This window comes from Psychrobacillus sp. FSL H8-0483 (assembly GCF_038637725.1).
In the GTDB taxonomy this organism is placed as follows: domain Bacteria; phylum Bacillota; class Bacilli; order Bacillales_A; family Planococcaceae; genus Psychrobacillus.
The window spans coordinates 3,368,968-3,394,428 of sequence record NZ_CP152052.1 but is presented as its reverse complement, the minus strand read 5'-3'; the positions used below and the strand labels follow the sequence as shown (position 1 = coordinate 3,394,428).

The window sequence follows — 25,461 nt, the reverse complement described above, 5'->3', positions numbered from 1 at the left end:
ATTAAAATGCCCAGTTTCCATTACGGAAGACAGGTTCAGTGGTGCCATCTTCTTTAATTCCGTCAATATTCATTTTATCGGAACCAATCATAAAGTCGACATGTGTGATACTTTCGTTCAATCCATTTTCTGCTAGCTCTTCTCGACTCATCTTCTTACCACCCTCTAAGCAGAAAGCATATGCACTTCCAATAGCTAAGTGATTAGAAGCATTTTCATCGAACAAAGTGTTGTAAAATAACAAATTAGAATTAGAGATTGGTGAATCATGTGGTACAAGAGCAACTTCACCTAAGTAGTGTGAGCCTTCATCGGTAGCAACTAGATTTTCAAGTACTTCTTGACCTTGCTCTGCCTCCACTTTTACAATGCGACCATTTTCAAAAGTAATAGTGAAATTATCAATAATGTTACCACCATAGCTAAGCGGCTTACTACTAGCTACATAGCCATCTACACCTGTTTTTAGAGGAACAGTAAACACTTCTTCTGTTGGCATATTTGCCATGAAGTCTTCGCCTTTTTCATTCACACTGCTAGCACCACACCATAAATGTCCTACAGGGAGTTCAATTGTTAAGTCCGTGCCAGGAGCAGTATAGTGCAATTTTTTGTAGTTTTTATCATTTAAATAATCTACTTTTGTATGTAGAAGGGAATCATGCTCTTTCCAAGCAGCAACCGGATCTTCTAAGTCAGCACGAACTGCTTTGAAAATAGCCTCCCAAAGTGCAGGTACTTGTTCTTCTTCTGATAGATTAGGGAACACTTTTTGTGCCCAATTTTTGGAAGGAGATGCAATAACCGTCCAACTAATTTTATCAGATTGTACATATTGACGATATTTACTCAAAGCTTGACCAGTTGCTTTTTGGAATGCTGCAATTTTTGATGGATCCATTCCTTTTAAAAGGTCTGGACTTTGACTCATGATACTCATAAATGCAGCACCTTGTTCTGCTAAAAGCTCTCTTTCTTGCACTTTCCATGAAGGGAAAAAGTCAAAGGATTCTTTTGGTGCTAAATCATAACGTAAACGAGTTATTTCATCATCAGAAAAGTCTACAAATACTTGGTTAGCTCCTACTTCATAAGCTTTTTTTGTAACTAAACGCACAAGTTCCACACTATCGATAGTGGCAGCAATATATAAATTTTGTCCAGGTTGAATGTTCACCCCTACTTGTACAGCCAATGCAGCATATTTTTCTAATTTCATATTAAAAGATGACATATTCATACTTCCTTTCTGTAATTAATTTAATAATATCAGTTTTCAGGCTATTTAATCAATGTTCTTATGTAAAGAAATATGTCAAATATTGTCCTTTATTAGTGAATTTATATTATAGGAGATAAAGTTTTATATTAAGAAATAATTTTTTTAGCCGAAATAAAATACAGAAATAGAATGTGGGGGTAAGTGAATGGATAAGTCTACAGTAATCGGTCTAATAGTAGGGTTTGTTGCTTTATTATCTGGGATAGTTATGAAAGGAGTAACACTAAGTGTTCTGTTAAATCCAGCTGCTATATTAATTATCGTTTTCGGGACAATCGCTACAATTGTTATCGGATTCCCAATGAATGAGTTAAAAAGAGTACCAAAGCTTTTCGGAGTAATTTTCAAAGAGACTAAGCTAGTGCCTGATCATGAAGTTATTAAACTGTTCTCGAACTGGGCGGATTTGGCTCGGAGAGAAGGATTACTTGCTTTGGAAAGTAAGACATCTGAAGTGAATGATCCATTTTTAAAAAATGGTTTAACATTAGCAATTGATGGTCAAAATGCCGATTACATTAGAGATGTATTAACAGAAGAGATAGACGCATTAGAAGAGAGACATGCAGGTGGAGCACATATTTTCTCACAAGCTGGTACATATGCTCCAACCCTAGGGGTACTTGGAGCTGTAGTTGGTCTAATTGCTGCTTTAGGTGACATGAATGATATTGATAAATTAGGACATGCCATTTCTGCAGCATTTGTTGCTACATTACTTGGGATTTTTACTGGATATGTACTTTGGCATCCATTTGCAAATAAATTAAAACGTAAGTCTAAACAAGAAATTCGTCAAAAAACGATGATGTTAGAGGGTATCCTATCTGTTTTAGAAGGAGATGCACCACGTGTCATTGAACAAAAGCTTGCTTCCTATCTATCAATGGCGGAACGCAAAAAAGTATTAAACGAAAGCGGGGAGGCTGGCCTTGGCAAAGAAGCATAAAAAACATAAGGAAGAAGAGGAAATGAGTGAATCATGGCTACTTCCTTATGCAGACATACTAACTTTATTATTAGCACTGTTTATTGTTCTTTTTGCATCTAGTACGGTAGATCAAGCGAAATTAGAACAAATGTCTCAAGTATTTAATCAAATATTTGATAGTGGATCAGGTTTATTGGAGCAGCCTTCACCGGTAAATGTACCAGTTACACCAAATGATTCTACTGAGGATAGTGAAAGTTCAGCTTATGTAGAGGATCAGCAAGCCTTGTCGAAGATTCAAGACAGTGTCGATGAATATATTGCGGTGAATGCTTTAGAGAAGCAATTTGCAACTAAGCTAACAGATGAGGGATTACTTGTAACGATTCGAGATAGTATTTTATTTGATACTGGAAAAGCAGAAGTGAATCCAGAATATAGACAAATTGCAGAAGATATATCGGATCTATTAGTATTTGATCCACCTAGAAATGTTGTCATAACTGGACATACGGATAATATACCGATAGCTAGTAGTGAATTTGCATCTAACTGGGAGCTCAGTGTGATGCGTTCTGTCAATTTTTTGAAAATACTTGTAAGAGATAATTCAATAGACCCGCTTTATTTTAGTGCAAAGGGTTATGGAGAATTTAAGCCTGTTGCTTCTAATGATACGGTAGAAGGTCGTGCTAAAAATAGACGTGTAGAAGTTTTAATCCAACCACGAGTACTAGAAGATGGCACTTTAAACGACGCTCCACAATAACTCGTACTTAAGCTGACAACTATAAAAAAAATAGTTGTCAGTTTTTCTTTTGACTTTTTGAAACAAAAGTTTATAATTAAAACAAAAGTTCATTCAAGAGAGGAGGGAATTAGATTGGACTCAAAGGAAATGAAAATCTTAAAGTACCTTAGAAAAAATCCTTACGCATCTCAATTAGAAATTGCGAATGATCTGCAAATGTCTAGACCAGCTGTAGCTAATATTATTTCTCAGCTCATTAAGACTGGAAAAATAACGGGGAGAGCTTATATTTTACCCGAGAAAAAAGAAATTATTTGTATTGGTGGAGCAAATGTAGATAGAAAATACATTGTAAAAAATAAATTGCAAATGGGTACTTCTAATCCGACTACTAGCTTACAAAGCATTGGTGGAGTTGCAAGGAATATCGCCGAAAATTTAGGGAGATTAGGTCATACAGTTCGATTACTATCTGTAGTAGGTAATGATATGGAGTATGAGTCTATTGAAAAAGCCTCTAGCCACTGGATGAATTTATTTTCTGTTGAAAAAATACCGAACCATTCGACGGGAACTTATTCTGCCATATTAGATTCTCAAGGGGAAATGCTGTTTGCATTAGCAAACATGGATATTTACGATCAATTTACAGTGGACTATCTGAAAAAACAAGAAGCTCATTTAACAAATGCACAGCTGTTAATCATTGATATGAACTGCCCTAAAGATGTCATTGAACATATACAAGCACTTTCTAGCGGTCATAAAATACCATTAGCTATTATTCCTGTATCGTCACCGAAGATGGAAAGGATGCCTCAATCCTTAGAAGGAATTGAGTGGTTAATTGCTAATAAGGATGAAGCAGAAACTTATTTTGAAATGAAAATAGAGGATGAAGCCTCTTGGAAAAAGGCTGCCGAACTATTTGTTCAAAAAGGTATTAACCATGTAGTTATTACAAACGGTAGTAAAGGAGTAGTTTTGGCAGGACGAGATATGGAGACGGCTTTTGCTCCTGCTATAGTGGTGGATGATGTAATAGATGTAACAGGAGCAGGAGATGCATTTGTATCAGCCACACTCCACGCGTGGTTAGAAGGTGCCGAGATTCATCAAGCAGTAAGTACTGGTATGGTGAACGCAAGTAAAACTTTACAATCAGCGGAAACAGTTCGAACAGAGCTTTCTAAAGTAAGTTTAATTAATGAATTGGAGGAATATACAAGATGAAAAAATATATAACATACTCACAAGAGGTAGAACAAGGATTGGCAGCAGGAAAGGCGATCGTTGCTTTAGAATCAACTATTATCTCACACGGAATGCCTTACCCACAAAACGTAGAAATGGCAAGAAAAGTGGAGCAGATTATTCGTGACAACGGTGCTGTTCCAGCAACTATTGCGATAATGGACGGAAAGATTAAAATTGGTCTGTCAGAGGAAGAACTGGAGACGCTAGGTACAAGTAAAAATGCAAGAAAAACTTCAAGAAGAGATCTTCCATATGTAGTTGCCTCTAAAGAAATTGGAGCTACAACAGTTGCAACAACAATGATCTGTGCAGAGCTTGCTGGTATTAAAATGTTCGTAACTGGTGGTATTGGTGGTGTGCATAGAGGTGCTGAAACGACGATGGATATTTCAGCTGACTTAGAAGAGCTTGCTTCTACAAATGTAGCAGTAGTTTGTGCAGGAGCAAAATCTATCTTGGATATTGGCTTAACTTTAGAGTATTTAGAAACAAAAGGTGTGCCAGTAGTTGGTTTCCAAACGGATTCATTCCCAGCATTTTATACATCAACAAGCGCATTCGATGCTAACTTCCGTTTGGACGAGCCAAAAGAAGTTGCAGAAATGCTTAAAACAAAATGGGAATTAGGGTTAAACGGAGGAGCTATTATTGCAAATCCAATTCCAGCAGAATTCTCATTAGATGAAGCTTATATCAATGACATCATTCATACTGCTTTAAAAGAAGCAGAAGAAAACGACATTAAAGGAAAGGATGTTACGCCATTCTTACTTGGAAAAGTAAAAGAATTAACAGAAGGTAAATCATTAGATTCCAATATTGAACTTGTATACAACAATGCAAGAGTTGGAGCTAAAATCGCTGTAGAATTAAATAATCTATAATAAAAATCCTTCCCTAGTTTAGTTGGGGAAGGATTTTCTTTTTCTATTTTCTCAAGTTTCCTAGCTCAGCTGCAATTGCTTGCATTTCGCTTGGACTGAATGTATCTCTTTTTTTCACCATTTCATATAAATAAACTAGATCATCGTATTCAGTTGCATTAAAATTTTCTGGCTTCATGGCATCAACGTTCACCATACGAAGCTTTTCTTTTATTGTTTCAATCATATACGTTACATTTTCAACAGAAGGTTCTGATAAATTCATCGTTTTGTACCTGCCTTTCAACTTTAGAGCCTCAACTAACAATCAGTGGTGTCACTGATTGAAGTTTCACTTTATCATTTCATGCTCCGTATAGATTGTCAATTACTAAATAGATTTTGCTGCTTTGGCTGCTTCTTTTTCTTCTTTCAATTTTTCTTGAATTCGTTTTGTTTCATAAATTACTACTCCAGAAAGACCAAGAAGTCCTATTAAGTTTGGAATAGCCATTAATCCATTTGCAATATCAGAGAAAGTCCAGATTAGATCTAGAGAAACTACTGAACCGATATATACCATGATGACAAACGCAATACGGTAAACGATTAATAAAGAAGGGTTTTTAAATAAGTATTGGAAACATTTTTCTCCGTAATATGCCCATCCGAATATTGTAGAAGTAGCAAAGAAGATTAATCCAATTGCTACAACGATTGGTCCCCAATCCCCTAGGAAGTGACCAAATGATGCTGAAGTTAACTCATTTGCTGCAAGGCTAGTGTTTTTATACATACCTGACATTACAATAGTAACACCGGTAATAGAGCATATTAGGAATGTATCTAAAAATACTTGTGTCATCGAAACAAGTGCCTGACGCCCTGGCAGATCCGTTTTTGCGGCAGCAGCGGCAATAGGAGCAGATCCAAGACCAGCTTCGTTGGAGAATACGCCTCGAGCGATACCATAACGGATTGCTGCACCGATTGCACCACCAGCAGCAGCCTCACCTGAAAATGCCATTTTAAAAATGGTAGCAAATGCGTCAGGTACAGCAGTTATGTTCGTAACCATAACGATTAATCCTGCTAGTAAATAAAATATGGCCATAACTGGTACGAATATAGCGGTAACATTACCTATTGATTTAATACCACCTAGAATAACTAGTGCAGTAAATACTGTTAGTACAACACCAGTAATCCAAGTATCTAGTCCAAATGTTGACTTTACTACACCAGCAACAGAGTTAGATTGAGTCCCATTTCCAATACCAAATGCAGCAATTGCACCAAAGATTGCAAATAAAACAGCCAACCATTTTTGCTTTAAACCATGTTCAAGATAGTACATAGGACCACCAGCCATTTGTCCTTTAGCATCTTTTACACGATATCTAACTGCTAGAATAGCTTCACTATATTTAGTCACCATTCCGAAGAAAGCAGAAAACCACATCCAAAATATTGCACCTGGCCCACCAAGTACAACAGCTGTAGCCACCCCTACAATATTTCCTGTTCCCACTGTTGCAGCGAGTGCAGTAGTTAGTGCTTGGAATTGAGAAATATCCCCTTCTGCAGATTTATCATGCTTTTTAGAGAATACTAGTCTTAAAGCAACGGGTAAAAGCCTAACTTGTAAAAAACCGACACGAACTGTTAAATATATACCTGTACCAACGATTAAGATTAGGAGAGGAATTCCCCAAAGAACACTTGAAATACTACCTAAGATCTCATTCAATTTTTCCATTTTAATTTACCCCCATTTCAATTTTACTCCTACTATTTAAATCCTCTTATTACAATATTCATAAAATTCAGTCTGGTAGTCAAGGTAATTTTTAAAAATATAAATAATTAGTTTGATTCTTTTTGGTGGAGGGTATAATGGAATCATGTATATGTTAAATTTGGAGGTAATTTTATGAGTGAAAATAAATTTGTTAAAGGTATTATTTTTGGAGCTATAATTGGTGGAGCATTAACCATGTTTGATAGAAAGACAAGAGATTCTGTAATGAATAAAACTAGGTACGTAAGAAATGAAATTCAGTATTACAGTAAAAATAAAGAAGAGTTAAAAACTACTATTGAAGAACAAATAACAAAGTGGAAATCGGTATATGAACAATTAGCTTCGGATGTAAATTATATATCGCAGAAAGTTAATGAAGCGAAGGAAATCACGCCTCAAGTGAAAAACTTAGTAACAGAAACGAAAGATACATTTGCCCATTCAAAAGAAGAGTACAAGTCAATTGTTGTTACCGAACAAGATGAAATGAGTATCTTTGAACACCAAAAGCAAAACTAGAAAAGAAAGGAGAGGAAGAGGTGGTGGGTCAAAGAGATGAAAAAGATAATACCCAAAAAAAAAAAAGCTTCATCCTCTACTAGTTGGTTTGAAAAGTTAAAATTATTTAGTATCAAAAAGAAAGAAATAGTAACGGAAGAATCTCATGATTTAACGACATGGATGGGATATTTCAAACAACTATTATTTAATATACAAAAAACGGATATAACGGGATTTGGAGCGCAGTTAGCATACTTTTTCTTGCTCTCCTTATTCCCGTTACTTATTTTTATCGTTACGTTATTACCTTATTTAAATTTGGACGAAGCACAAGTTTTTCGACTTATAGAAAACTATGTTCCAATTGACGTTTTTATTCTTATAGAAAAAACGATTTCTGATGTATTAGTCACTCGAAATGGTGGGCTATTATCCTTAGGGCTTATAGGTACAATTTGGTCTGCTTCTACCGGTATGAATGCTATCGTTAAATCATTAAATAGATCGTATAATTTGGTGGAATCTAGACCATCTTTTATCGTTAGAGGAATGTCGGTTATTTTCACCTTATTACTGATCATGTTGTTAATAATTGCGTTAGTATTACCTGTGTTTGGTCAACAAATCGGTACCATATTATTTTCATATTTTGGATTTGAAAAGAGTTTTGTGGAATTTTGGAATAATTTAAGATGGACATTTAGTCCTCTCATCATGTTTATTGTGTTAGTTGCACTATATTGGATTGTTCCAAATAAAAAACTCTTTTTAAGAAGTGTCATTCCAGGAGCGGCTTTTGCCGCAATTGGCTGGATTGTAGTTTCTCTCTTATTCTCCTACTATGTAAGTAATTTCAAGAGCTACTCTGCTACTTACGGAAGTATTGGGGGAATCATCGTCCTTATGTTATGGTTGTATTTTTCAGGAATTATTTTATTAGTTGGCGGACAAATAAATGCAGTTATGCACGAAAGAAGAATTGCTTTAAAACAAAAAAAGGGGCTGTCCAATAAGCCCATAATTTGAAGCAGGTGTAGAAAAACGAGTCTTTTTCTACACCTGTTTTTTGTATACTTTTTATTAAAACTACTATTTTTTGTAGGCAATTGATTGTAGTGAAGGACGGCGACTCCAGCGGGAATAGCAGGTGTTTTCTGCACCGTTAGCGAAGCGGCAGGTGCATGAGCTGAAGGCCCCGCAGGAGCGAAAGCGACGAGGAGACTGAAGCCATGCCCGCGGAAAGCGTCCGTCTGGAACGGAAATCAATACATTGGAAAAGGGACCATCTCTCAGTCAGTGTATGACTTTAGGGTCAGAGCCTTTATATATTTCTATTTAACATTCTTAAACCATTTAGAATAACTAAGATTGTACTTCCTTCATGGCCAATAACACCTAGTGGTAAGTCGACGACTTGTAGGAAGTTGGAAATGATTAAGACGGCTATAATAGAAATAGAGAATACGATATTTTGTTTTACTATACGCTGCATTTTACGTGACATTTTCACTGCATACGCAATTTTCGATAAATCGTTCTTCATTAATACGACATCTGCAGTTTCTAGTGCTACATCGGTTCCTTCTCCCATTGCAAATCCTGTCGTAGCGGTCGCAAGTGCAGGAGCATCATTAATACCATCTCCGACCATACCTACAAATTTATGCTCCTCCAACAGTTCTTTCATATGCTTCACTTTTGTTTCAGGAAGACATTCTGCAATGTATTGATCAATACCCGCTTCTTTTGCAATTACTTTGGCTGTTTTTTCATTGTCACCAGTAAGCATAACGGTTTTAATTCCTAACGATTGCAAGAGTTTAATCGCATCTTTAGCTTCTTCACGCACTGTATCTTTTAAGGCTGCGGCAGCTGCAATTCCTTTTTCATCTCGCATAAAGATAACCGTTTTTCCTTCATCAGCAAGAGCTGCTGCAATTCCATCATAGAACGAGAAAGCATCCTCTTTATTTACAAATTCAGGTTTACCGACTAAAATCGTTTGTTCATCAATTATTGCTTGTAAACCAAATCCTGGTTTATCTTCTATATGAATAAGTGCTAATTGATCAATACCTTCCGACTTAGCATAGGAAGTGATTGCTTGTGCAAGTGGGTGATTAGATTGTGCTTCTATGGTAGCTAACGTTGTTAATGTAGTTAAGTAATCCAAATCTTCCCGTACAAAGAAATCGGTTACGATTGGTTTTCCTCGTGTTAAAGTACCTGTTTTATCAAATGCAATTGCTTTCATTTCACTTACGTTTTCTAAATGCATACCACCTTTAAACAAAATACCACTTTTTGCACCATTTGAAATGGCTGCTAGCGTCGCTGGCATAATAGCTGCGACAAGTGCACAAGGCGAAGCAACAACTAATAAAACCATTGCTCGATAGAAAGTTGTATTCCAGTCCCATCCTAGCAAATAATGCGGTAGGAACATCATCAAACCAACTGTAACTAAGACTAGTTTTACATACCTACCTTCAAATCTTTCGATGAATTGCTGTGCTGGTGATTTTTCATCTTGTGCGCTTTGCACAAGATTAATGATCTTTTGGAAAAGCGTGTCTTCATTTGCTTTTGTCATTTCCATTGTAATGGCACCGCTAATGTTTACAGTACCAGCGAATAACTCGTCAGTTGATTGTTTAGAAACTGGGATTGACTCTCCGCTAATTGCGGATTCATCAATTGCTGTAGTGCCACTAATAATTTTTCCGTCCGCAGGAATTCTTTCTCCAGGTCTCACAACTAATTGATCACCTATAAAAAGGTCGCTTACTGAAACACGAGTTGAGGAACCATCACTATTTAATCTCCACGCCTCTTCGGGTTGAAGCTTCATCAGTGATGAAATTTCTTTTCTGCTCTTATTCATTGTATACGTCTCTAATGCACCGCTTAAAGCAAAGATAAAGATTAATATAGCACCTTCAGTCCAGTATCCTATAATGGATGAACCAATAGCGGCTAATATCATAAGCATTTCTACGTTTAACTCTTTTTCTTGTATAGTTGCCTCCAAACCTTCTTTTGCCTTAGCAAATCCACCAATAACAAATGCTAACAAATAAAAAATGGTAGAGGCTGTTTCATAATCGGATCTCCCAAGCCCCCATGCTACTAAAATTAATACACCAGAAAAAAGTGCAGCGAATAATTCAATATGGGGAAGCAGCGATTTAAAAAATGATTGTTTCTCATCTTCGTGTATTTGAATAGTTGACATGTAATTTCCTCCTTGATAATGATATTCACTATTAATACTCGGTAAAATAGACTAAAACTGGATTTCTACAAGAGAAGATCCAGTTTTTATAGTTAATATTAATTTATAATTATTATAATCTAGAGGAGTTGTTACGTCAACAAATTAAAATTAATTAAATACACGTTCTTTGTAAGCAGATAATTTTTCTAACGAAGATTTATCTACATCAGCATGTAAGCTGTTACCATGAGAGTCCATCGTTACAACTGCAGTAAATTTCTCCACTCGTAAATGCCACATTGCTTCTGGAATACCAAATTCCATTAAATCAACGCCTTCTACACCTTTAATGCAGTCTGCATAGTACTGAGCTGCGCCGCCGATTGCATTTAAGTAAACACCACCATGTTCAGAAAGTGCCGCAAGTGTTTTTGGTCCCATACCACCTTTACCAATAACCGCACGGATACCGAATTTCTTCATAATATCTCCTTGATATGGTTCCTCACGAATAGAAGTAGTTGGACCAGCAGCGCGTACATGCCAATTGCCTTCATCATCTTTTTGCATAACTGGACCACAGTGATAGATAATTTGTCCGTTTAAATCAACTGGTGCATCATGGCTCATTAAATGGTGATGAATAGCATCACGGCCAGTATACATGCGACCTGTGATCGACACAACATCTCCAACTTGTAGCGCACGAATTTGTTCTTCGGTAATAGGAGCTTGAAGTTCTACCACTTTTTTAGGTGCTTCTTCTTTTGAGTCTTCTTTAAACTCAATTTTTTCTCCGTCTTGGTAATGCCATTCCATAATTTCACCAGTAGTTGGATTGATATTGATCGCCATACGACGGTATGCCCAACAGTTGTATGCTACTGACACATAGAAGCTTGCTGGAATACGGTGCATAACGCCAATCTTACAACCTAGTAAAGTTGCTTCTCCGCCGAATCCCATCGTACCTATTCCTAGTGTGTTTGCTTTTTCTACAATATACTCTTCTAGTTTTGCAAGTTCTACATTTGGATTAATATCCTCAACTGATCGGAATAATTGCTCTTTCGCTAAATCATATCCAGAAGAACGATCTCCACCAATACCTACTCCGATGAACCCAGCAGAACAACCTTGCCCTTGCGCTTGGTAGACAGAGTGTAAAATACATTTACGAATCCCGTCCAAGTCACGACCTGCACGACCTAAGCCTTCCAGTTCAGTTGGTAAGCTATATTGAATATTTTTGTTTTCACAACCGCCACCCTTTAAAATAAGCTTCATTTCAATATAGTCGTTTTCCCATTGCTCAAATTTCATTACTGGGACACCTTCACCTAGGTTATCGCCACTGTTTGCTCCAGTTAATGAGTCAACAGAGTTCGGACGAAGCTTCGCATCCTTAGTAGCAGCGACAATTGCACGTTTAATCGCAGCTTTTATTTCAAGCTGATTGACGCCAATTGGTGTTTTAATCTTGAAAGTAGGTAGGCCAGTATCTTGGCAAATTGGAGAGACATTATCGTCTGCCATTTGTATATTATTTGTGATCGTATCTAAACTCATCGCTGCGCGAGTTCCAGCGTTTTCTGCAGCTTTTGCTTTCTTAATTGCACGTCGAACGTCTTTTGGTAAGTTCGTTGATGTTTCAGTCACTAATTCATAAATACTTTTTTCTAATTGGTCCAATTGCATTATATGTGTGCTCCTTTAGCTTTGTAAGTAATAACTCTATTAGTATACTCTTTTCTATAAATGAAAAAAAGAGTGGCTCTTAAGCCACTCTAGGATTTCTTCTCAAACTGGTCACAAAATTATAAACACTTTTAAACGATCTGAGATCTATTCTTTTGAATTTTTAAATTGATCCATTTTAAGTTCTAAATCATCCATCATTTGAATAAGGCGGTCTATATCTTCTAATTCAGTCGTTTCAGGTTCAATTGTATCTAATACTTCTAAAAACATTTGTAATCGATCTTTTAAATAAGATACTTGTTGTTCTGGATTTGAAATTTGTTTACCCACAGAAAAACACCTCACTTTATATGTTAAGGATAAAGGAAAATAAACAGAAAAGATAGGTCCAAAGAGTTATTTTACTTATTCGTGTATTTAGAATATTTACATTATTCTATTTATATGGTAAAGTTACTTTAACGCATACATAGAAAGGAGGCCGTAGTGAATAGTCGAAACCATTCAACCAGTAGAAGGAGGGGGTTCAGACATTTCACCGGCAAGACAGCCGCAAATGCAATTATGAGTACTCACAAGGAGATTAGTTATATTTAAAGGTTCAGTCCTATCTTATACAGATATCGACTGAGCCTTTTGTTGTGTCAATTTATATATTAAATGCGCCTGTTAAATTAGGTTGTCGTTTTAGTGACGAAAATCTGTTAGACACCTTCGGAAAAATGGGTTGCAAAGACCCTGTAACGAGCTTAGGAACAATTCCTAAATCCTCCATATCCATGTTGCAACGGATTTGCTTCTCTTGGCACCGCGATTCTATGCAGAAGGGGATGTGACCAACATTCTGTTTCCCGGAGTAGGCTTGGCTATTGGTTAGCGGAAAAGCGAGCGGTTTTTCGGCAGGTTACATCATAATCGTTTAACAGAGCCTATTAAATAAGAAGAACCTTTGATAAACTAAAGAATATCAATAATTTTGAATACAACAGAAGAGGTAGCTACCATGCAGCAGTTTACAAAAGTTGAACGAAATCGTTTTAGAATTTTAGTTATGATTGTATCAATATCTGGATTTTCACAGGGTATGCTTTTACCGCTCATCTCTGTCATCTTTGAGCAAGACGGAGTAAGTGCGACAATTAATGGGCTAAGCGCGACTGGTTTATACATAGGTACATTATTAATTTCACCATTTATAGAACGTCCTCTACGAAAATTTGGCTATAAGCCCATTATCATTATAGGGGGACTAACTGTTATTGTATCCTTAATGCTTTTCCCTCTTTGGAAAAGTGTTGCGTTCTGGTTTATATTACGTTTATTAATCGGAATCGGTGACCATGCGTTGCATTTTTCTACACAAACATGGATAACGAGCTTTTCTCCTCAGAATCGATTAGGGCGAAATATAGCTATTTATGGATTATCATTTGGAGTTGGGTTTGCGGTCGGACCTTTATTTGTTCAACTCGTCGAGATTTTTGAAGGGTTACCTTTTATTATATCCAGTATTCTTTGTTTATGCGCTTGGATACTTGTATTTTTTATTAAAAATGAAAAACCGGAAATCATAAAAGGGAACACGGCTTATTCAGGAGCGTGGAAACGATTTGGTGCAGCTTTTACTGTAGCTTGGGTCGCTTTTATTCCACCATTTAGTTATGGCTTTTTAGAGTCATCTTTAAACGCTATTTATCCGGTATATGCATTGCGCAATGCAATAGAAATCACCGATTTGTCCTATATACTAGCAGCCTTTTCGATAGGAGGGGTTGTTTCTCAACTACCTCTTGGCATATTGAGTGACCAAATTGGGAGAAGAAAAGTTCTTATCATCATGTTAGGACTAGGGGCAGTAACATTTGGAGCAGCAAGTTTCTTTGAGACATCTGCATTAGCAATCGGTATTTTATTTTTTATTGCGGGTACATTTGTTGGTTCCACTTTTTCTCTTGGAATTTCGTATATGGCAGACTTAACACCGAAAGAACTTCTTCCAACAGGTAATTTAATTTGTGGTATCTTTTTTAGTATGGGTAGTCTTTCAGGACCATTTTTAGGCGGTCTTTTTATACAGTTTTTTGAAGGAATAAGTTTTTTAGTACTGATCGCAATCCTTCTCGGTATACTAGCGATTATTATTTTTATTGCCAATCCTCATAAAAATAGACGTTTAATCTGAAGTTACCGCACGGTGCATATAACTGTAATAATATAATTTAAAAGAGAGTGAGTCCTTCATTGGGGTTCGCTCTCTTTTAATGATATCGGTAAACAAAACTGCACTCTATGGATTACTGAATTTTGAATCAATTATATACCACCTAACATATTATGGTTATAATGATATAAAAATGTAAAAAATGGAGGGGAGTTAAAATGGATTCAAAGTACTCGAAATTTGTATGGAGAATACTATGGCTTGTCGGTTTATTTGTATTTTTATATATTAGTAGCCAAATTGAAATGCGAGCAAGGAATATTTCAGCCACCACTTTTACCATACTACCCGTTATTTGGATTCGATCCATCGCTCCTTTTGTATTTGGCATTTACCTAGCATTACTCTTTGTCAAAGGATGGTCGATTAAGTGGAATCCGGCAATCATTCTATGCATCACAGTTCCAAGTCTCATCATGACATTTTATTTTCCTGTTCTTTTCACAATCATTCAATATACTACTATTAATCCGAATTCTTTTTCCGTAGCAATTCCATTTTGGATGAATTCTTCTTTTGATGTAATTGTTCCAATTGTAGCAGGGTTAACTTTAATGGTTGGTTTATTGGATAAAAAAGAGCTAGTGAATAAATAAACACTCAGAGGGCCTATTGCATTACTATTTACAAAAGATTGAAGTGGATATAAAAAGGCGGGCTAAAATAGTTGAGGATAGGTTACAGTATTTTAAGAGAAATTAAGGAGAAAGAGTTCAGCCCATGTGTCCGCTATAGGCGGACGCTTTCCGCGGGGTGAGCGATAAGCCATCACCGCCACTACGCGTCGTTTGTGATGTCTTATCTTTCTCACTCATCCCGCTGGAGTCGCCGCCTGCCGCTTCAATCAACAAAGTGATAAATGTTTGTAGTGCTCTCATTTAATAGAGCCATTATTTTTTGTAGCTCCAGCCGCCATCATCGTTATAAATCATTAGTTTGGACAGGCCTCCATCAATAGTTATTGTTTCACCATTAATGAAATCATTGTTTGGATCACATAAGAAAATGGCAGCTCTTGCGATGTCAGTTGGATTCCCAATTCGCTTGGAAGGATGTTGTAGGTGATCTTCTGCAGAAGGTGTATAGGTTTCTTTATTTTCATGATAAGCACTCGTGTCAATCCAACCAGGGCTAATAGCGTTTACTCTGACTTTTCCTGCTAAGCTAACTGAAAGTGCATGGGTTAGCGAAGATATGCCTCCCTTTGCTGCACTGTAACTTTCTGTATCTGCCTGAGACATAAATGCTCTCGTAGACGTCATATTGATGATAGCTGCATGTTTGTTAAAGTGAGATTGGAACAGCTTTGTTAGCATATAGGGAGCAGTTATTCCAACTTGCAATATTTCATTAAAATCTTCATAGCTACAATCGCTTAATATTCCTTTATTACTGAAACCCGCATTATTTATTAAGAAATCGATAGAGCCGTATTGTTGTATCACTTGATTTGCAAATAATTCGATATCTTCTTTTTTAGCAATATCTCCAGGGAAAAATAAATGATTGCCAGATAAGGAAGCGTGTACTTTTTGCCCAGTGGCCTCATCTTTATCTACAAAAGCAATGGTGCCTCCAAGCTTAGAAAACTCTTCAACAAGACATCTGCCAATCCCGTTAGCTCCACCAGTTATGACAAAAACTTTTCCTTGAAACATGACATCACCATTCTCTCTTATTTGAATATTAGCTGATCAATATATAATAACGCACAAAAACGAGAGAATCGAGGATAAAGGTAAAGCGCCTTAAGTATATTATTTCTACATTTCGAGGTGAAAAAATGGAAACATTTAAAGTGAGAAGAATAGATACCTTAGTTACAAAAGATCTATTCCATTTAATAAAAGAAAGTAAGAAGGAGGGGTTTCGCTTTCTGGAAAGACTAGTGAATGATTATGAAGATGGTACAAATACTTTCCATAGGCCTGGGGAATCTTTATTTGGTGTTTATACAAAGCAAGGAGTACTTATAGCTATAGGTGGACTTAATTTGGACCCTTTTTCTGAGGATCAAAAAGTTGGAAGACTGAGAAGGTTTTATGTATCAAAAGAATTTCGTAGAAGGGCTGTAGGGACATTATTGTTAAATGAAATAATTACGGAAGCAGTGAAATATTTTAACGTATTAGTGTTACATACAGATACAGTGCAAGCTGCTGCGTTTTATCATCATTTTGGATTTTTGGATGTAAATAATTACCCAAATTCTACCCATTATTTGAATTTGCAAAGTTAATAGGATTAATAATAAAAGAGACCCCCTAAATTCAATTTCTGATTTTAGGGGGGACTTTATTATTTTAATTCCAACAAGGTAACGGCTTCAACATGAGCTGTTTGAGGAAACATATCTACTGGTTGAATGTATTTTATTTCATAAACTTTTGATAAGGCTTCTAAATCTTTTGCAAGTGTCGAAGGGTTGCAAGATGTGTAAACAAAACGTTTTGGCTTGATATCTAAGATTGTTTTTAATAATTCATCATCTAGACCAGCACGTGGTGGATCTACTGTTAATACATCTGGAACAAAGCCTTCGTTTTTCCACTTTTGTAGCCATTGCTTAGCAGTACCGTGCACATATTTTGTATTGCTGAATCCATTACGTTTTGCATTTCTTTTTGCATCTTTAATAGATTCTTCCACAATATCCATACCCCGAACTTCTTTTGCATTTTTTGCAAGCCAAAGTCCAATGGTACCAACTCCACAATAAGCATCTACTACTGTTTCTTGTCCTGTAAGTGCTGCAGCTTTTTCGATTTCGCTATATAGATGCCCGGTTTGCTCGGGATTCAACTGGAAAAATGCTCGAGCCGATAAGTCAAAAGCAAGCTCTCCAAGTTTTTCATGAATTGTTTCTTTCCCATGCAAGTTAAATGTAGTGTCACCAAAAATAAGTGATGTATCTTCCGCATTTATATTCTGACTGATGGACACAATATTAGGGTCTATCGCGCGTATTTTTTGCACTAGTTCTTCTTTATGTGGCATTTTCTTTTGTGTAGTTACTAATGTAACCTGTATTTGCCCCGTTTTCATACCTGTTCGAACGACAATCGTGCGCACAATACCTTTAGAATTTCTTCCGTCATAAATGGAGATATTTAATTCTTGTAAGTGTTTTTTTATTTCATTTGTAATATGTGTTGTGACAGGATGTTGTACGGAACATTCGTTAATGTCGATTAACATGTTCGATTCTTCTGCATACAATCCTGCGATCACTTTGTCACCTAGTTCTCTTACTTGGAATTGACTTTTGTTTCGATAATGCCAAGGATTGTCCATGCCAATTGTTTGTCTCACTTCAATTGTTGGAGCCAAATCTTTCACATAACGTTCCAGTGCTTGAATAACCAAATCTCTCTTTTCAATAAGTTGTCTTTCGTATGTCATATGTTGAAGTTGACAACCACCACAAGCTTCATAAATAGAGCATGGAGGATTTACTCGGTGTGGAGAAGCTTGTCGGATTTTTTTGATCGTTGCTTCTGCGTATTTTGGTTTTGCTGCCGTTACCTCTGCAGTAATTATCTCCCCAGGTAATGCACCTTTTACAAATACAGCACTGCGCTTGAAAAAGCCAACGCCTTCTCCATTAATTCCTAGTCTTTTAATCGTTAAAGGGAATTGTTGTCCCACTTGAATTGCTTCTTGTTCTTTCATTCCTTCACGTCCTTTACAATCATCTTTCTATTATAAAGGACATTACCGAGGAAGAAAAGAAAGCGGAATATCCAGTTTATTTATGTTTAAATCATCTAGTGTTCCAAATGTATATCCCATTTTTCTTGCATCTTTTATAAATGAAGGTAGACCTTCTGCATTATCAGGTGAAACAGTATGCATTAAAATAATAGCTCCAGGGTGAATTTGTGACATTAATTGATCATAGGCGTATTTCCCACCTTTTTTCTGATCTCTATGCCAATCAATAAAAGCAATTGACCAAAAAAAGTGTTGGTGCCCAATTTCATTTGCCGCCTCTAGCACTTGCTCATTAAAAATACCTTCAGGTGGTCGAGTGACGGTTGTTCTTTCTAATGAGGTAAGCTCCTTTAAGCGATTATCAAATTTCTGCAGTTCTTTTTTAATTTCATCTTTAGAAAGTCTCGCTAAATTGGGATGCCCATATGAATGGTTGCCAATTTGGTGCCCATCCTCTATCATCCGTTTGACAAGCGGAGTTGCACTTTCTAAATAATGACCTGTTAAAAAGAATGTAGCTCTAATCTTCTCGGCCTTTAATGTATCTAGAATGCTTTCCGTATAACCGTTTTCGTATCCATTATCAAACGTTAAGTAGAGTACTTTTTTATCCGCAGGTCCTTTGTAAATAGCTCCATGTTTTTCGAGTAAAGCATCGAGCTCTGCACCAGCTTCTGCTTGTTTTTCATTCGTAGCCCTTTTTAATCCCCAATGAATTTCTTTTCCTTGAGCTGAGAACGGCTGATACGAGAAACCAATACTTATTATTAATGCAGCTAAAACGATACCCACAATATGGTGTTTCCACATAAAAACGCAACCTTTCTTTTTTTAGTAGGTTGCGCCATTAAGGCTTGTTTATTCATGTATAAATATCAGTTAAAGCACTAGTTAGGTCAGGAAATTTAAATGTAAATCCTTTTTCTTTTAACACTTCTGGAATGACATGCTGGCCCTCTAGTACGAGTTGACTTTTCTCGCCGAGTGCAAACTTTAAGGCGAAAGAAGGAACAGGGAAGTAATGCGGGCGTTTTAAAACTTTAGCTAATGATTTACCAAAATCACTCATTTTTTTTGCATTGGGAGCAGCCACATTAAAAGCGCCATGTATATCGTGTTCAATTGCAAAAAGAAGTGCATTCGCTACATCTTCCACATGAACCCACGACATCCAGTTTTGACCGGAACCCACTGGACCTCCAAAAAACATTTTATATGGAAGAGCCATAAGAGGCAGTGCGCCTTCGCTTTTTCCAAGAATGATTCCAAGTCTACCAAAAGCTACGCGGATGCCTAATTGCTCTGCTAGTTTTGCTTTTTGTTCCCAATCATCTACGGTTTTTGCTAGAAAGTCTGTTCCAATAATCGTAGATTGTTCTGTATATATTCTCTCGTTGGAGGCTGGATAAATGCCAATTGCGCTTGCGTTCACTAGAACTTTCGGTTTATGGTGTAAAGCTTTTACTATTCGAAGAATCTCATCTGTTGCTTGCATACGACTCTCATAAATTTTCTTTTTTTGCGCTTCTGTCCATCTACCATTATTTATAGATTCTCCTGCTAAATTCACAATGGCGTCTATACCTTCTAACTTTTTTTCAGGGTGAGCATCATTTGTTAGCCAGTTAATAATAGCTACGTTGTCTGTATTTTTATTAGCTGACCGAGATAAAATAAAAACGTCGTGTCCTCTTTGCTTCAATAGTTCCGTTAATGCTCTTCCTACAAAACCAGTTCCTCCTGTAATTGCTATTTTCATTTTTTCCAACCTCCCCTTTTATCAATATAATAGCAGTCCAATCATTTATCACCTACGAAGATATACGTTATAATTGAAGAAAGATGAATGGAGATGTCTAAATGCCGATTATTACAAGAATAGGTCGTCAAAAAAACAATAATGAACGGTATAATATATATTTAGATGAAAAGTATGCGTTTAGTGTGGATGAAGCAGTATTAATAAAATATCAGCTTACAAAAGGAAAAGTAATAGAGGCTTTCACACTAGATGAAATCGTTTTTGATGATGAAGTGAGAAAGGCTTATAATAAAGCGATTAACTTTTTGAGTTACCGTATGAGAAGTGAACATGAAGTGAAACAAAAACTATTAATGAGTGAATATGGAGAAGCCGTCATTCTAGAGGCAATTCGAAAATTATATGAGCATGGTTTTTTAAATGACGAAAACTTTTCAAAAGCATTAATAGAAACTCAAAAGAAAAATAGCAAAAAAGGTCCCGGAGCAATTCGACAAGAACTAAAGAAAAAAGGGATTGAAAAGGATTTGACCGAAGAAGTATTGGCTTCTTATTCGGAGGAAGAACAGCTAACTATTGCTCGAACCCTAACAGAAAAAATTATTAATCAATATCAGAGTAAGACTCCTAGACAAATAAAACAAAAAGTACAAGATACTTTACAAAGAAAAGGATATAACTTTACGATAATTTCCCAAGCAATTGACTCATTTGAACTGGAAAAAGAAGAGGAAGAATGGGAAGCAATCATTGCAATACAAGGCGATAAAATATGGAGAAAGTATGCTTCCAAATATAGCAGTTATGATCTGAGAAGGCGTGTGAAACAAGCACTATATCTAAAAGGATTTCCTGCTGAGCATATCGATCTTTATATAGAAAAGAAGGAGCTGGAACAACAGGATGAATGAAAAAAAATATAGTCAGATGACTGAGCAAGAGCTTAGAACAGAAATTGCTAATTTAAAAGAGAAAGCACGAAAAGCGGAACAGCTAGGCATTGTAAATGAATATGCTGTATATGAACGGAAAGCAACGATGGCACAAGCGTTTTTAATAGATCCTACATCTATTAAGCCAGGAGAAATGTATAGAATTACCGGCGATCCAGGTATGTTTTTTCAGGTAGAATATCTAAAAGGTCAATTTGCATGGGGATACCGTCTAGGTGGAGACAAGTTTGAGGAAGCATTACCTATTTCATTATTAGAGACAATTAAGGAAGGAAAATAACATGCAGCATAAAATAGACGCTTTAACAAAACAATTACTTGAAAAAAATGAGCAACTTTCAGCATCAAAGGCTAGAGCATGGATTGAATTACTTTGGTCCGATTTTGAATCGTCTTATGCGCGTGCAGGTTACGATTACAAAGGAGCAGCAGTGACCGAAATGGTAATTAAAAAATGGATTGATGGTTATGGCGGGCAGCTCCATGAATTTGCTAGTACAAATGAAAAGTATAAACATCTCCTTGAAGTGGATGATTTTCTTCAGTAAAAAAGCTAGGACATTTTTTTGTCCTAGCATTTCTATATTTTAATTGGATAGAAAATCTAATTTTTTTCGAAGCTTGTCCTCGCTAAAAATCCAACCTGTATAAGAGTTAAGGATTTCAAGTTCTTCATTTAAATGGACAACTGCAACGAAGGGGTAATAATCATTATTTCGATATCGTAAATCAATTAATCGAACTTCATGTATATGCTCAAATTTCGTAATTTCCCATCTGAAAATGGGGGAAAAGGATGTAAAAGCGCTTAAGTTTCTATCTTTTAATGCCGCTTTTACTAGAGCGGTCTCTGGTAAGGGAACTCGATCAAATTTATCATAAATTGTTATTGATCGTCCGTATGCCCTTCCGACATAATGATGTTTGTCTGAAATAGCTGCAACTCTCCATTGGAAAAACTTCATGGTTGGAGCTACAATAATTTCCTCTGCATCCGGAAGTGTATGTTTTACAGAATTTTTTACAGCACTTTGAACGGCAAATCGGGAAATGTAATAGACGACTATTACGACGTACATAATAAGCAAGGTCGTAACGGGATTAGAACCAAACATCCACAATAATAAACCTATTACATGAATACCGAAAATAATCGGATCAAAGGTATTAATAACGCCAAGCGCAACCCATTTTTTAGAAAATGGCCGTAAAGCTTGTGTTCCATACGAGTTAAAAATGTCTACAAAAACATGTAAAAATACAGCTAAAAATGTCCAAAGCCATAAGTGTAAAAAGTTTGCTTCAGGTATGATGAGCCATAAAACACCCGAAATAAGCAATGGCCATAAAAGTACAGCTGGGATAGAATGTGTAATACCACGATGATGTCGAATATAAACTGCATTGTTACGTAACTTTAAAACGGTATCTATGTCAGGTGCTTGAGAACCAATGATTGTGCCAGCAATAACTGCAGTAGTAGTAAGGGAACTACTTGCTACGACAGGGTCTGCTAACGCTAATCCTCCAAGCGCAATACCCATAACGATATGTGTACCTGTATCCATGCTACATCAGCTCCTTTTTGGACAACAAGTTATCTTCATCATAAAATAAAATGGATAGATAACAAAGTACTTATTATTATATACCACGTATTTGTTAACAATAATCGTGAGGAAGGTTCTTAAATTGAACGAATTATACAAAAAACAAGTTAGAAGTGCCCTAGTTTCCTGGTTTCTAGAAGAAAAACGTGATTTACCTTGGAGAAAAACAAAAGATCCATATAAAATTTGGGTTTCTGAAGTAATGCTCCAGCAAACAAAAGTGGATACCGTTATTCCTTATTATGAAAGATTTATCGCAAAATATCCTTCCCTTGAGTCACTTGCTACTGCAAAAGAAGGTGAGCTTTTAAAAGAATGGGAAGGTTTAGGGTATTATTCACGAGCACGCAACTTACAAGCAGGCGTAAAAGAAGTTGTCGAAGCTTACGGAAGTGTCGTTCCATCGACTCGGAAAGAAATTTCGAAGCTTAAAGGCGTCGGACCCTATACAGCAGGTGCTGTTCTTAGTATTGCATATGGAGTTCCAGAGCATGCAGTAGATGGCAATGTAATGCGAGTACTCTCTCGTCTTTTATTCATAAAAGAAGATATCGCGAAGCCAAAAACGAAGAAAATATTTGAAGAAGCAGTAATGGAGTTAATAGACGAAAATAATCCTTCTGCATTCAATCAAGGATTAATGGAGCTGGGAGCGGTAATATGTACCCCAACCAAGCCGAAATGTTTACTCTGTCCAGTAAGAGAATACTGCACAGCCTTTTTTGAAGGCAAGCAAGAAGAGTTACCAATTAAAACAATAAATAAAAAAACGAAATTACATAAAATGAAGGCTGTTGTTATAGAAAGAGATAACGGACAAATTTTATTGGAGAAACGCCCATCCAAGGGATTGCTTGCAAATATGTGGCAATTCCCTATGGTAGAGCTTCCTACCGCTACTCACACAGTAGAAGAAGTAGTGGAGCACGATTATGGAATAGCGATAAAAAAAGAGAATGAATTAATAGCGTTTAAACATATATTTTCTCATTTAGTATGGGAAGTGGAGAGTTTTGAAGGAGAATTAGTAACAGAGAAAGAACTGCCAGCTCCATGTAAATGGTTCACAAAAGAAGAAGTAAGTAATCAACCAATGCCTGTTCCAGTAATAAAGATTTGGAATGCATGGAAAGAAAGGAACAATATATGATGTCAACAAACAAAGTAGCATTAGTCACTGGAAGTAGCCGAGGATTAGGCAAAGCACTTGCCATTGAGCTTGCAAAAAACGGATACGATATTGTTGTTAATTATGCTCGAAGTAAAACAGCAGCACTTGAAACAGTACAAGAAATAGAAGCGTTAGGAAGAAAAGCACTTCTTCTCCGAGCAAATGTTGGGGATGTAGAAAAACTTCGTGCCATGTTCCAAACAATCAAAGAAGAATTTGGTCGTTTAGATATCTTCGTTAGCAATGCGGCTTCAGGCGTATTGCGTCCGGTTATGGGGTTAGAAGAGTCACATTGGGATTGGACAATGAATATTAACGCAAAAGCAATGCTTTTTGGAGCGCAAGAAGCTGCTAAGCTGATGCCTGATGGTGGGAAAATATTAGGAATCAGTTCTCTAGGATCCATTCGTTATTTAGAAAATTATACAACGGTCGGTGTATCAAAGGCTGCAATTGAATCCATTACACGCTACTTAGCTGTAGAGCTTGCTGAAAAAGGAATTGCTGTTAACACCGTTTCTGGTGGAGCACTCGATACAGATGCATTAAAGCATTTTCCAAATCGTGAACAATTATTAGAAGATGCACGAGTAAATACTCCGGCAGGAAGAATGGTCGAAATAGAGGATATGGTGAAAACCGCTATGTTTTTATTGTCGGATGACGCCTCCATGATCAGAGGTCAAACAATTATAGTTGATGGTGGACGATCGATAAAAATGTAAAAAAAAAATGAATAATATTTCTTAAAGTACACATGATATATGTGTGCGGAGGTGAAATCCATGAAAAAGAATTTTGGTAAAGGACCAAACTCTACATCCAAAAATGCTGAGTTTGCATCTGAAACAAATCTTCAAGAGGTAAGAGAACAAAATCGCCAATCTCAGTTAGGTAAATCCCAAAAGCAATCCCTAAACACTGAGTTTGCATCTGAAACTGATGTTACAGAAGTGAGACAACAGAACCGTCAAGCTGAAATGAAAAAACAACAACAAGCTAACGGGGCAAATAGTTCTTCTAACCAATCGAAATAATTACATGGATTCACCAAAAGTCAGCGAAGGCAAAATGCCTTCGCTGATTTTTTTACTACAGTTTTTTCCTATGGATTGCTATAATAAGTAAATAAGTATAAAATTCAATCTTGCGCTTGATAAAAAGGTGGCTAAGTCATGGCGATTCCAACAGAAGGAGAAATTATTCAAATTCACAGCTATAAGCATAATGGCCGTATCCACCGTGTCTGGCAGGAGACGATGGTTTTAAAGGGCACCAAAAATATTGTTATAGGTGCAAACGAACGTACACTTGTAATAGAGGCAGATGGTAGAACCTGGATTACAAGAGAGCCTTCTATTTGTTACTTTCATGCAGAACATTGGTTTAATATTATTTGTATGTTACGTGAAGATGGTGTGTATTACTACATCAACATAAGCTCACCATTTGTCTATAATAATCAAAGGCTAAAATACATTGATTATGATTTAGACGTGAAGGTTTTTCCAGATATGACCTACACGATTTTGGATGAGGACGAATATGAACAACATAAAAAAGAGATGAAATATCCAGATGAAATGGACGGTATTCTAGAGCGGAATATTGAAAAACTGCTTTCTTGGATAAAACAAAGAAGAGGCCCGTTCGCGCCTGACTTTATAGACGCATGGACAAGTCGTTATCATTTCTATAAAAAGCTGAATGAGTAGACGAAAAA

General features: G+C 36.5%; 27 protein-coding genes. 16 read left to right on the top strand and 11 right to left on the bottom strand.

Translation table 11 applies throughout. The features are described from left to right. Nucleotide 1: 1 nt before the first annotated feature. Nucleotides 2-1,234 carry an aminopeptidase gene (locus tag MHB48_RS16565; protein WP_340923308.1) on the bottom strand — a complete coding sequence of 411 codons (1,233 nt, stop codon included), beginning with the start codon at nucleotides 1,232-1,234 and terminating at the stop codon, nucleotides 2-4. Nucleotides 1,235-1,427: 193 nt separating this feature from the next. On the opposite strand from MHB48_RS16565, the gene motA reads away from it, so the two are divergent. The 4 genes from motA to MHB48_RS16545 all read left to right on the top strand — a co-directional run bounded on the left by motA (nucleotide 1,428) and on the right by MHB48_RS16545 (nucleotide 5,105). Beyond that, the gene (gene motA / locus MHB48_RS16560; RefSeq protein ID WP_342599004.1) at nucleotides 1,428-2,231 is read left to right on the top strand and encodes a flagellar motor stator protein MotA; all 804 of its coding nucleotides are present in this window, start codon (nucleotides 1,428-1,430) and stop codon (nucleotides 2,229-2,231) included. Then, entirely contained in the window at nucleotides 2,215-2,982 is a 768-nt protein-coding gene (gene motB, locus MHB48_RS16555; protein ID WP_342599003.1) for a flagellar motor protein MotB, read from the top strand. Before motA ends, motB begins: the two co-directional genes overlap by 17 nt. A gap of 114 nt (nucleotides 2,983-3,096) precedes the next feature. Continuing rightward, complete coding sequence (locus tag MHB48_RS16550) at nucleotides 3,097-4,197, top strand: PfkB family carbohydrate kinase (protein ID WP_342599002.1); 1,101 nt, start codon at nucleotides 3,097-3,099, stop codon at nucleotides 4,195-4,197. Next, nucleotides 4,194-5,105, top strand: a complete 912-nt coding sequence (locus MHB48_RS16545) for a pseudouridine-5'-phosphate glycosidase (protein WP_342599001.1) — start codon at nucleotides 4,194-4,196, stop codon at nucleotides 5,103-5,105. Before MHB48_RS16550 ends, MHB48_RS16545 begins: the two co-directional genes overlap by 4 nt. Nucleotides 5,106-5,148: 43 nt before the next feature. Here MHB48_RS16545 and MHB48_RS16540 read toward each other — a convergent pair whose 3' ends face one another. Both MHB48_RS16540 and MHB48_RS16535 read right to left on the bottom strand, forming a co-directional pair. Next, nucleotides 5,149-5,370, bottom strand: coding sequence for a DUF1128 domain-containing protein (locus tag MHB48_RS16540; protein WP_340923292.1), 222 nt, complete (start codon nucleotides 5,368-5,370; stop codon nucleotides 5,149-5,151). 105 nt (nucleotides 5,371-5,475) lie between these two features. Beyond that, nucleotides 5,476-6,843: a sodium:alanine symporter family protein gene (locus tag MHB48_RS16535; RefSeq protein ID WP_342599000.1), complete on the bottom strand. Its 1,368-nt coding sequence runs from the start codon at nucleotides 6,841-6,843 to the stop codon at nucleotides 5,476-5,478. A gap of 174 nt (nucleotides 6,844-7,017) precedes the next feature. Here MHB48_RS16535 and MHB48_RS16530 point away from each other — a divergent pair, with 174 nt between their 5' ends. Both MHB48_RS16530 and MHB48_RS16525 read left to right on the top strand, forming a co-directional pair. Beyond that, nucleotides 7,018-7,407 (top strand): YtxH domain-containing protein, encoded by a 390-nt coding sequence (locus MHB48_RS16530; RefSeq protein WP_342598999.1) that lies wholly within the window; start codon nucleotides 7,018-7,020, stop codon nucleotides 7,405-7,407. 36 nt (nucleotides 7,408-7,443) lie between these two features. Then, nucleotides 7,444-8,415, top strand: coding sequence for a YihY/virulence factor BrkB family protein (locus MHB48_RS16525; RefSeq protein WP_342598998.1), 972 nt, complete (start codon nucleotides 7,444-7,446; stop codon nucleotides 8,413-8,415). 295 nt (nucleotides 8,416-8,710) lie between these two features. Here the strand turns inward: MHB48_RS16525 and MHB48_RS16520 are convergent, their stop codons facing one another. The 3 genes from MHB48_RS16520 to MHB48_RS16510 form a co-directional block, all read right to left on the bottom strand. Then, nucleotides 8,711-10,624 (bottom strand): heavy metal translocating P-type ATPase, encoded by a 1,914-nt coding sequence (locus MHB48_RS16520; RefSeq protein ID WP_342598997.1) that lies wholly within the window; start codon nucleotides 10,622-10,624, stop codon nucleotides 8,711-8,713. A 150-nt stretch (nucleotides 10,625-10,774) separates the two neighbouring features. Further along, nucleotides 10,775-12,304, bottom strand: a complete 1,530-nt coding sequence (locus MHB48_RS16515) for a fumarate hydratase (protein ID WP_342598996.1) — start codon at nucleotides 12,302-12,304, stop codon at nucleotides 10,775-10,777. Nucleotides 12,305-12,451: 147 nt separating this feature from the next. Further along, complete coding sequence (locus tag MHB48_RS16510) at nucleotides 12,452-12,637, bottom strand: SE1561 family protein (RefSeq protein ID WP_340923276.1); 186 nt, start codon at nucleotides 12,635-12,637, stop codon at nucleotides 12,452-12,454. Nucleotides 12,638-13,310: 673 nt separating this feature from the next. Between MHB48_RS16510 and MHB48_RS16505 the strand changes: the two genes are divergently transcribed. Both MHB48_RS16505 and MHB48_RS16500 read left to right on the top strand, forming a co-directional pair. Beyond that, nucleotides 13,311-14,489: an MFS transporter gene (locus MHB48_RS16505; protein WP_342598995.1), complete on the top strand. Its 1,179-nt coding sequence runs from the start codon at nucleotides 13,311-13,313 to the stop codon at nucleotides 14,487-14,489. A 197-nt stretch (nucleotides 14,490-14,686) separates the two neighbouring features. Next, nucleotides 14,687-15,124, top strand: a complete 438-nt coding sequence (locus MHB48_RS16500; protein ID WP_342598994.1) for a hypothetical protein — start codon at nucleotides 14,687-14,689, stop codon at nucleotides 15,122-15,124. Between the two features lie 294 nt (nucleotides 15,125-15,418). Here the strand turns inward: MHB48_RS16500 and MHB48_RS16495 are convergent, their stop codons facing one another. Continuing rightward, complete coding sequence (locus MHB48_RS16495) at nucleotides 15,419-16,186, bottom strand: SDR family oxidoreductase (protein WP_342598993.1); 768 nt, start codon at nucleotides 16,184-16,186, stop codon at nucleotides 15,419-15,421. 125 nt (nucleotides 16,187-16,311) lie between these two features. On the opposite strand from MHB48_RS16495, the gene MHB48_RS16490 reads away from it, so the two are divergent. After that, complete coding sequence (locus MHB48_RS16490; RefSeq protein ID WP_342598992.1) at nucleotides 16,312-16,767, top strand: GNAT family N-acetyltransferase; 456 nt, start codon at nucleotides 16,312-16,314, stop codon at nucleotides 16,765-16,767. Between the two features lie 59 nt (nucleotides 16,768-16,826). Here MHB48_RS16490 and rlmD read toward each other — a convergent pair whose 3' ends face one another. From rlmD to MHB48_RS16475, 3 genes are read right to left on the bottom strand one after another with little or no spacing between them, the layout of a single operon-like run. Continuing rightward, entirely contained in the window at nucleotides 16,827-18,200 is a 1,374-nt protein-coding gene (gene rlmD, locus MHB48_RS16485) for a 23S rRNA (uracil(1939)-C(5))-methyltransferase RlmD (RefSeq protein WP_342598991.1), read from the bottom strand. A 42-nt stretch (nucleotides 18,201-18,242) separates the two neighbouring features. Beyond that, nucleotides 18,243-19,052: a polysaccharide deacetylase family protein gene (locus MHB48_RS16480; protein ID WP_342598990.1), complete on the bottom strand. Its 810-nt coding sequence runs from the start codon at nucleotides 19,050-19,052 to the stop codon at nucleotides 18,243-18,245. Nucleotides 19,053-19,104: 52 nt separating this feature from the next. Further along, nucleotides 19,105-20,001, bottom strand: coding sequence for a TIGR01777 family oxidoreductase (locus MHB48_RS16475; RefSeq protein ID WP_342598989.1), 897 nt, complete (start codon nucleotides 19,999-20,001; stop codon nucleotides 19,105-19,107). 101 nt (nucleotides 20,002-20,102) lie between these two features. Here MHB48_RS16475 and recX point away from each other — a divergent pair, with 101 nt between their 5' ends. Genes recX through MHB48_RS16460 form a run of 3 tightly spaced genes read left to right on the top strand, consistent with a single transcriptional unit; the run spans nucleotide 20,103 to nucleotide 21,505 of the window. Then, complete coding sequence (recX, locus tag MHB48_RS16470) at nucleotides 20,103-20,915, top strand: recombination regulator RecX (RefSeq protein ID WP_342598988.1); 813 nt, start codon at nucleotides 20,103-20,105, stop codon at nucleotides 20,913-20,915. After that, a complete protein-coding gene (locus tag MHB48_RS16465) occupies nucleotides 20,908-21,237 on the top strand; it encodes a YfhH family protein (RefSeq protein WP_342598987.1) in 330 nt (109 codons plus the stop codon). The genes recX and MHB48_RS16465 overlap by 8 nt, the downstream gene beginning before the upstream one ends. A 1-nt stretch (nucleotide 21,238) precedes the next feature. Continuing rightward, nucleotides 21,239-21,505 (top strand): YfhJ family protein, encoded by a 267-nt coding sequence (locus MHB48_RS16460; protein WP_342598986.1) that lies wholly within the window; start codon nucleotides 21,239-21,241, stop codon nucleotides 21,503-21,505. 39 nt (nucleotides 21,506-21,544) lie between these two features. Here the strand turns inward: MHB48_RS16460 and MHB48_RS16455 are convergent, their stop codons facing one another. Beyond that, nucleotides 21,545-22,525, bottom strand: a complete 981-nt coding sequence (locus MHB48_RS16455; RefSeq protein WP_342598985.1) for a metal-dependent hydrolase — start codon at nucleotides 22,523-22,525, stop codon at nucleotides 21,545-21,547. 124 nt (nucleotides 22,526-22,649) lie between these two features. On the opposite strand from MHB48_RS16455, the gene mutY reads away from it, so the two are divergent. The 4 genes from mutY (at nucleotide 22,650) to MHB48_RS16435 (ending at nucleotide 25,453) form a co-directional block, all read left to right on the top strand. After that, nucleotides 22,650-23,717: an A/G-specific adenine glycosylase gene (mutY, locus tag MHB48_RS16450; RefSeq protein ID WP_342598984.1), complete on the top strand. Its 1,068-nt coding sequence runs from the start codon at nucleotides 22,650-22,652 to the stop codon at nucleotides 23,715-23,717. Beyond that, on the top strand, nucleotides 23,717-24,463 hold the full coding sequence (gene fabL / locus MHB48_RS16445) for an enoyl-[acyl-carrier-protein] reductase FabL (protein WP_342601410.1): 747 nt from the start codon (nucleotides 23,717-23,719) through the stop codon (nucleotides 24,461-24,463). The genes mutY and fabL overlap by 1 nt, the downstream gene beginning before the upstream one ends. Nucleotides 24,464-24,523: 60 nt before the next feature. After that, nucleotides 24,524-24,775: a gamma-type small acid-soluble spore protein gene (locus tag MHB48_RS16440; RefSeq protein ID WP_342598983.1), complete on the top strand. Its 252-nt coding sequence runs from the start codon at nucleotides 24,524-24,526 to the stop codon at nucleotides 24,773-24,775. A 138-nt stretch (nucleotides 24,776-24,913) separates the two neighbouring features. Further along, a complete protein-coding gene (locus MHB48_RS16435; RefSeq protein ID WP_340923237.1) occupies nucleotides 24,914-25,453 on the top strand; it encodes a DUF402 domain-containing protein in 540 nt (179 codons plus the stop codon). The last annotated feature ends 8 nt before the right edge of the window (nucleotides 25,454-25,461 follow it).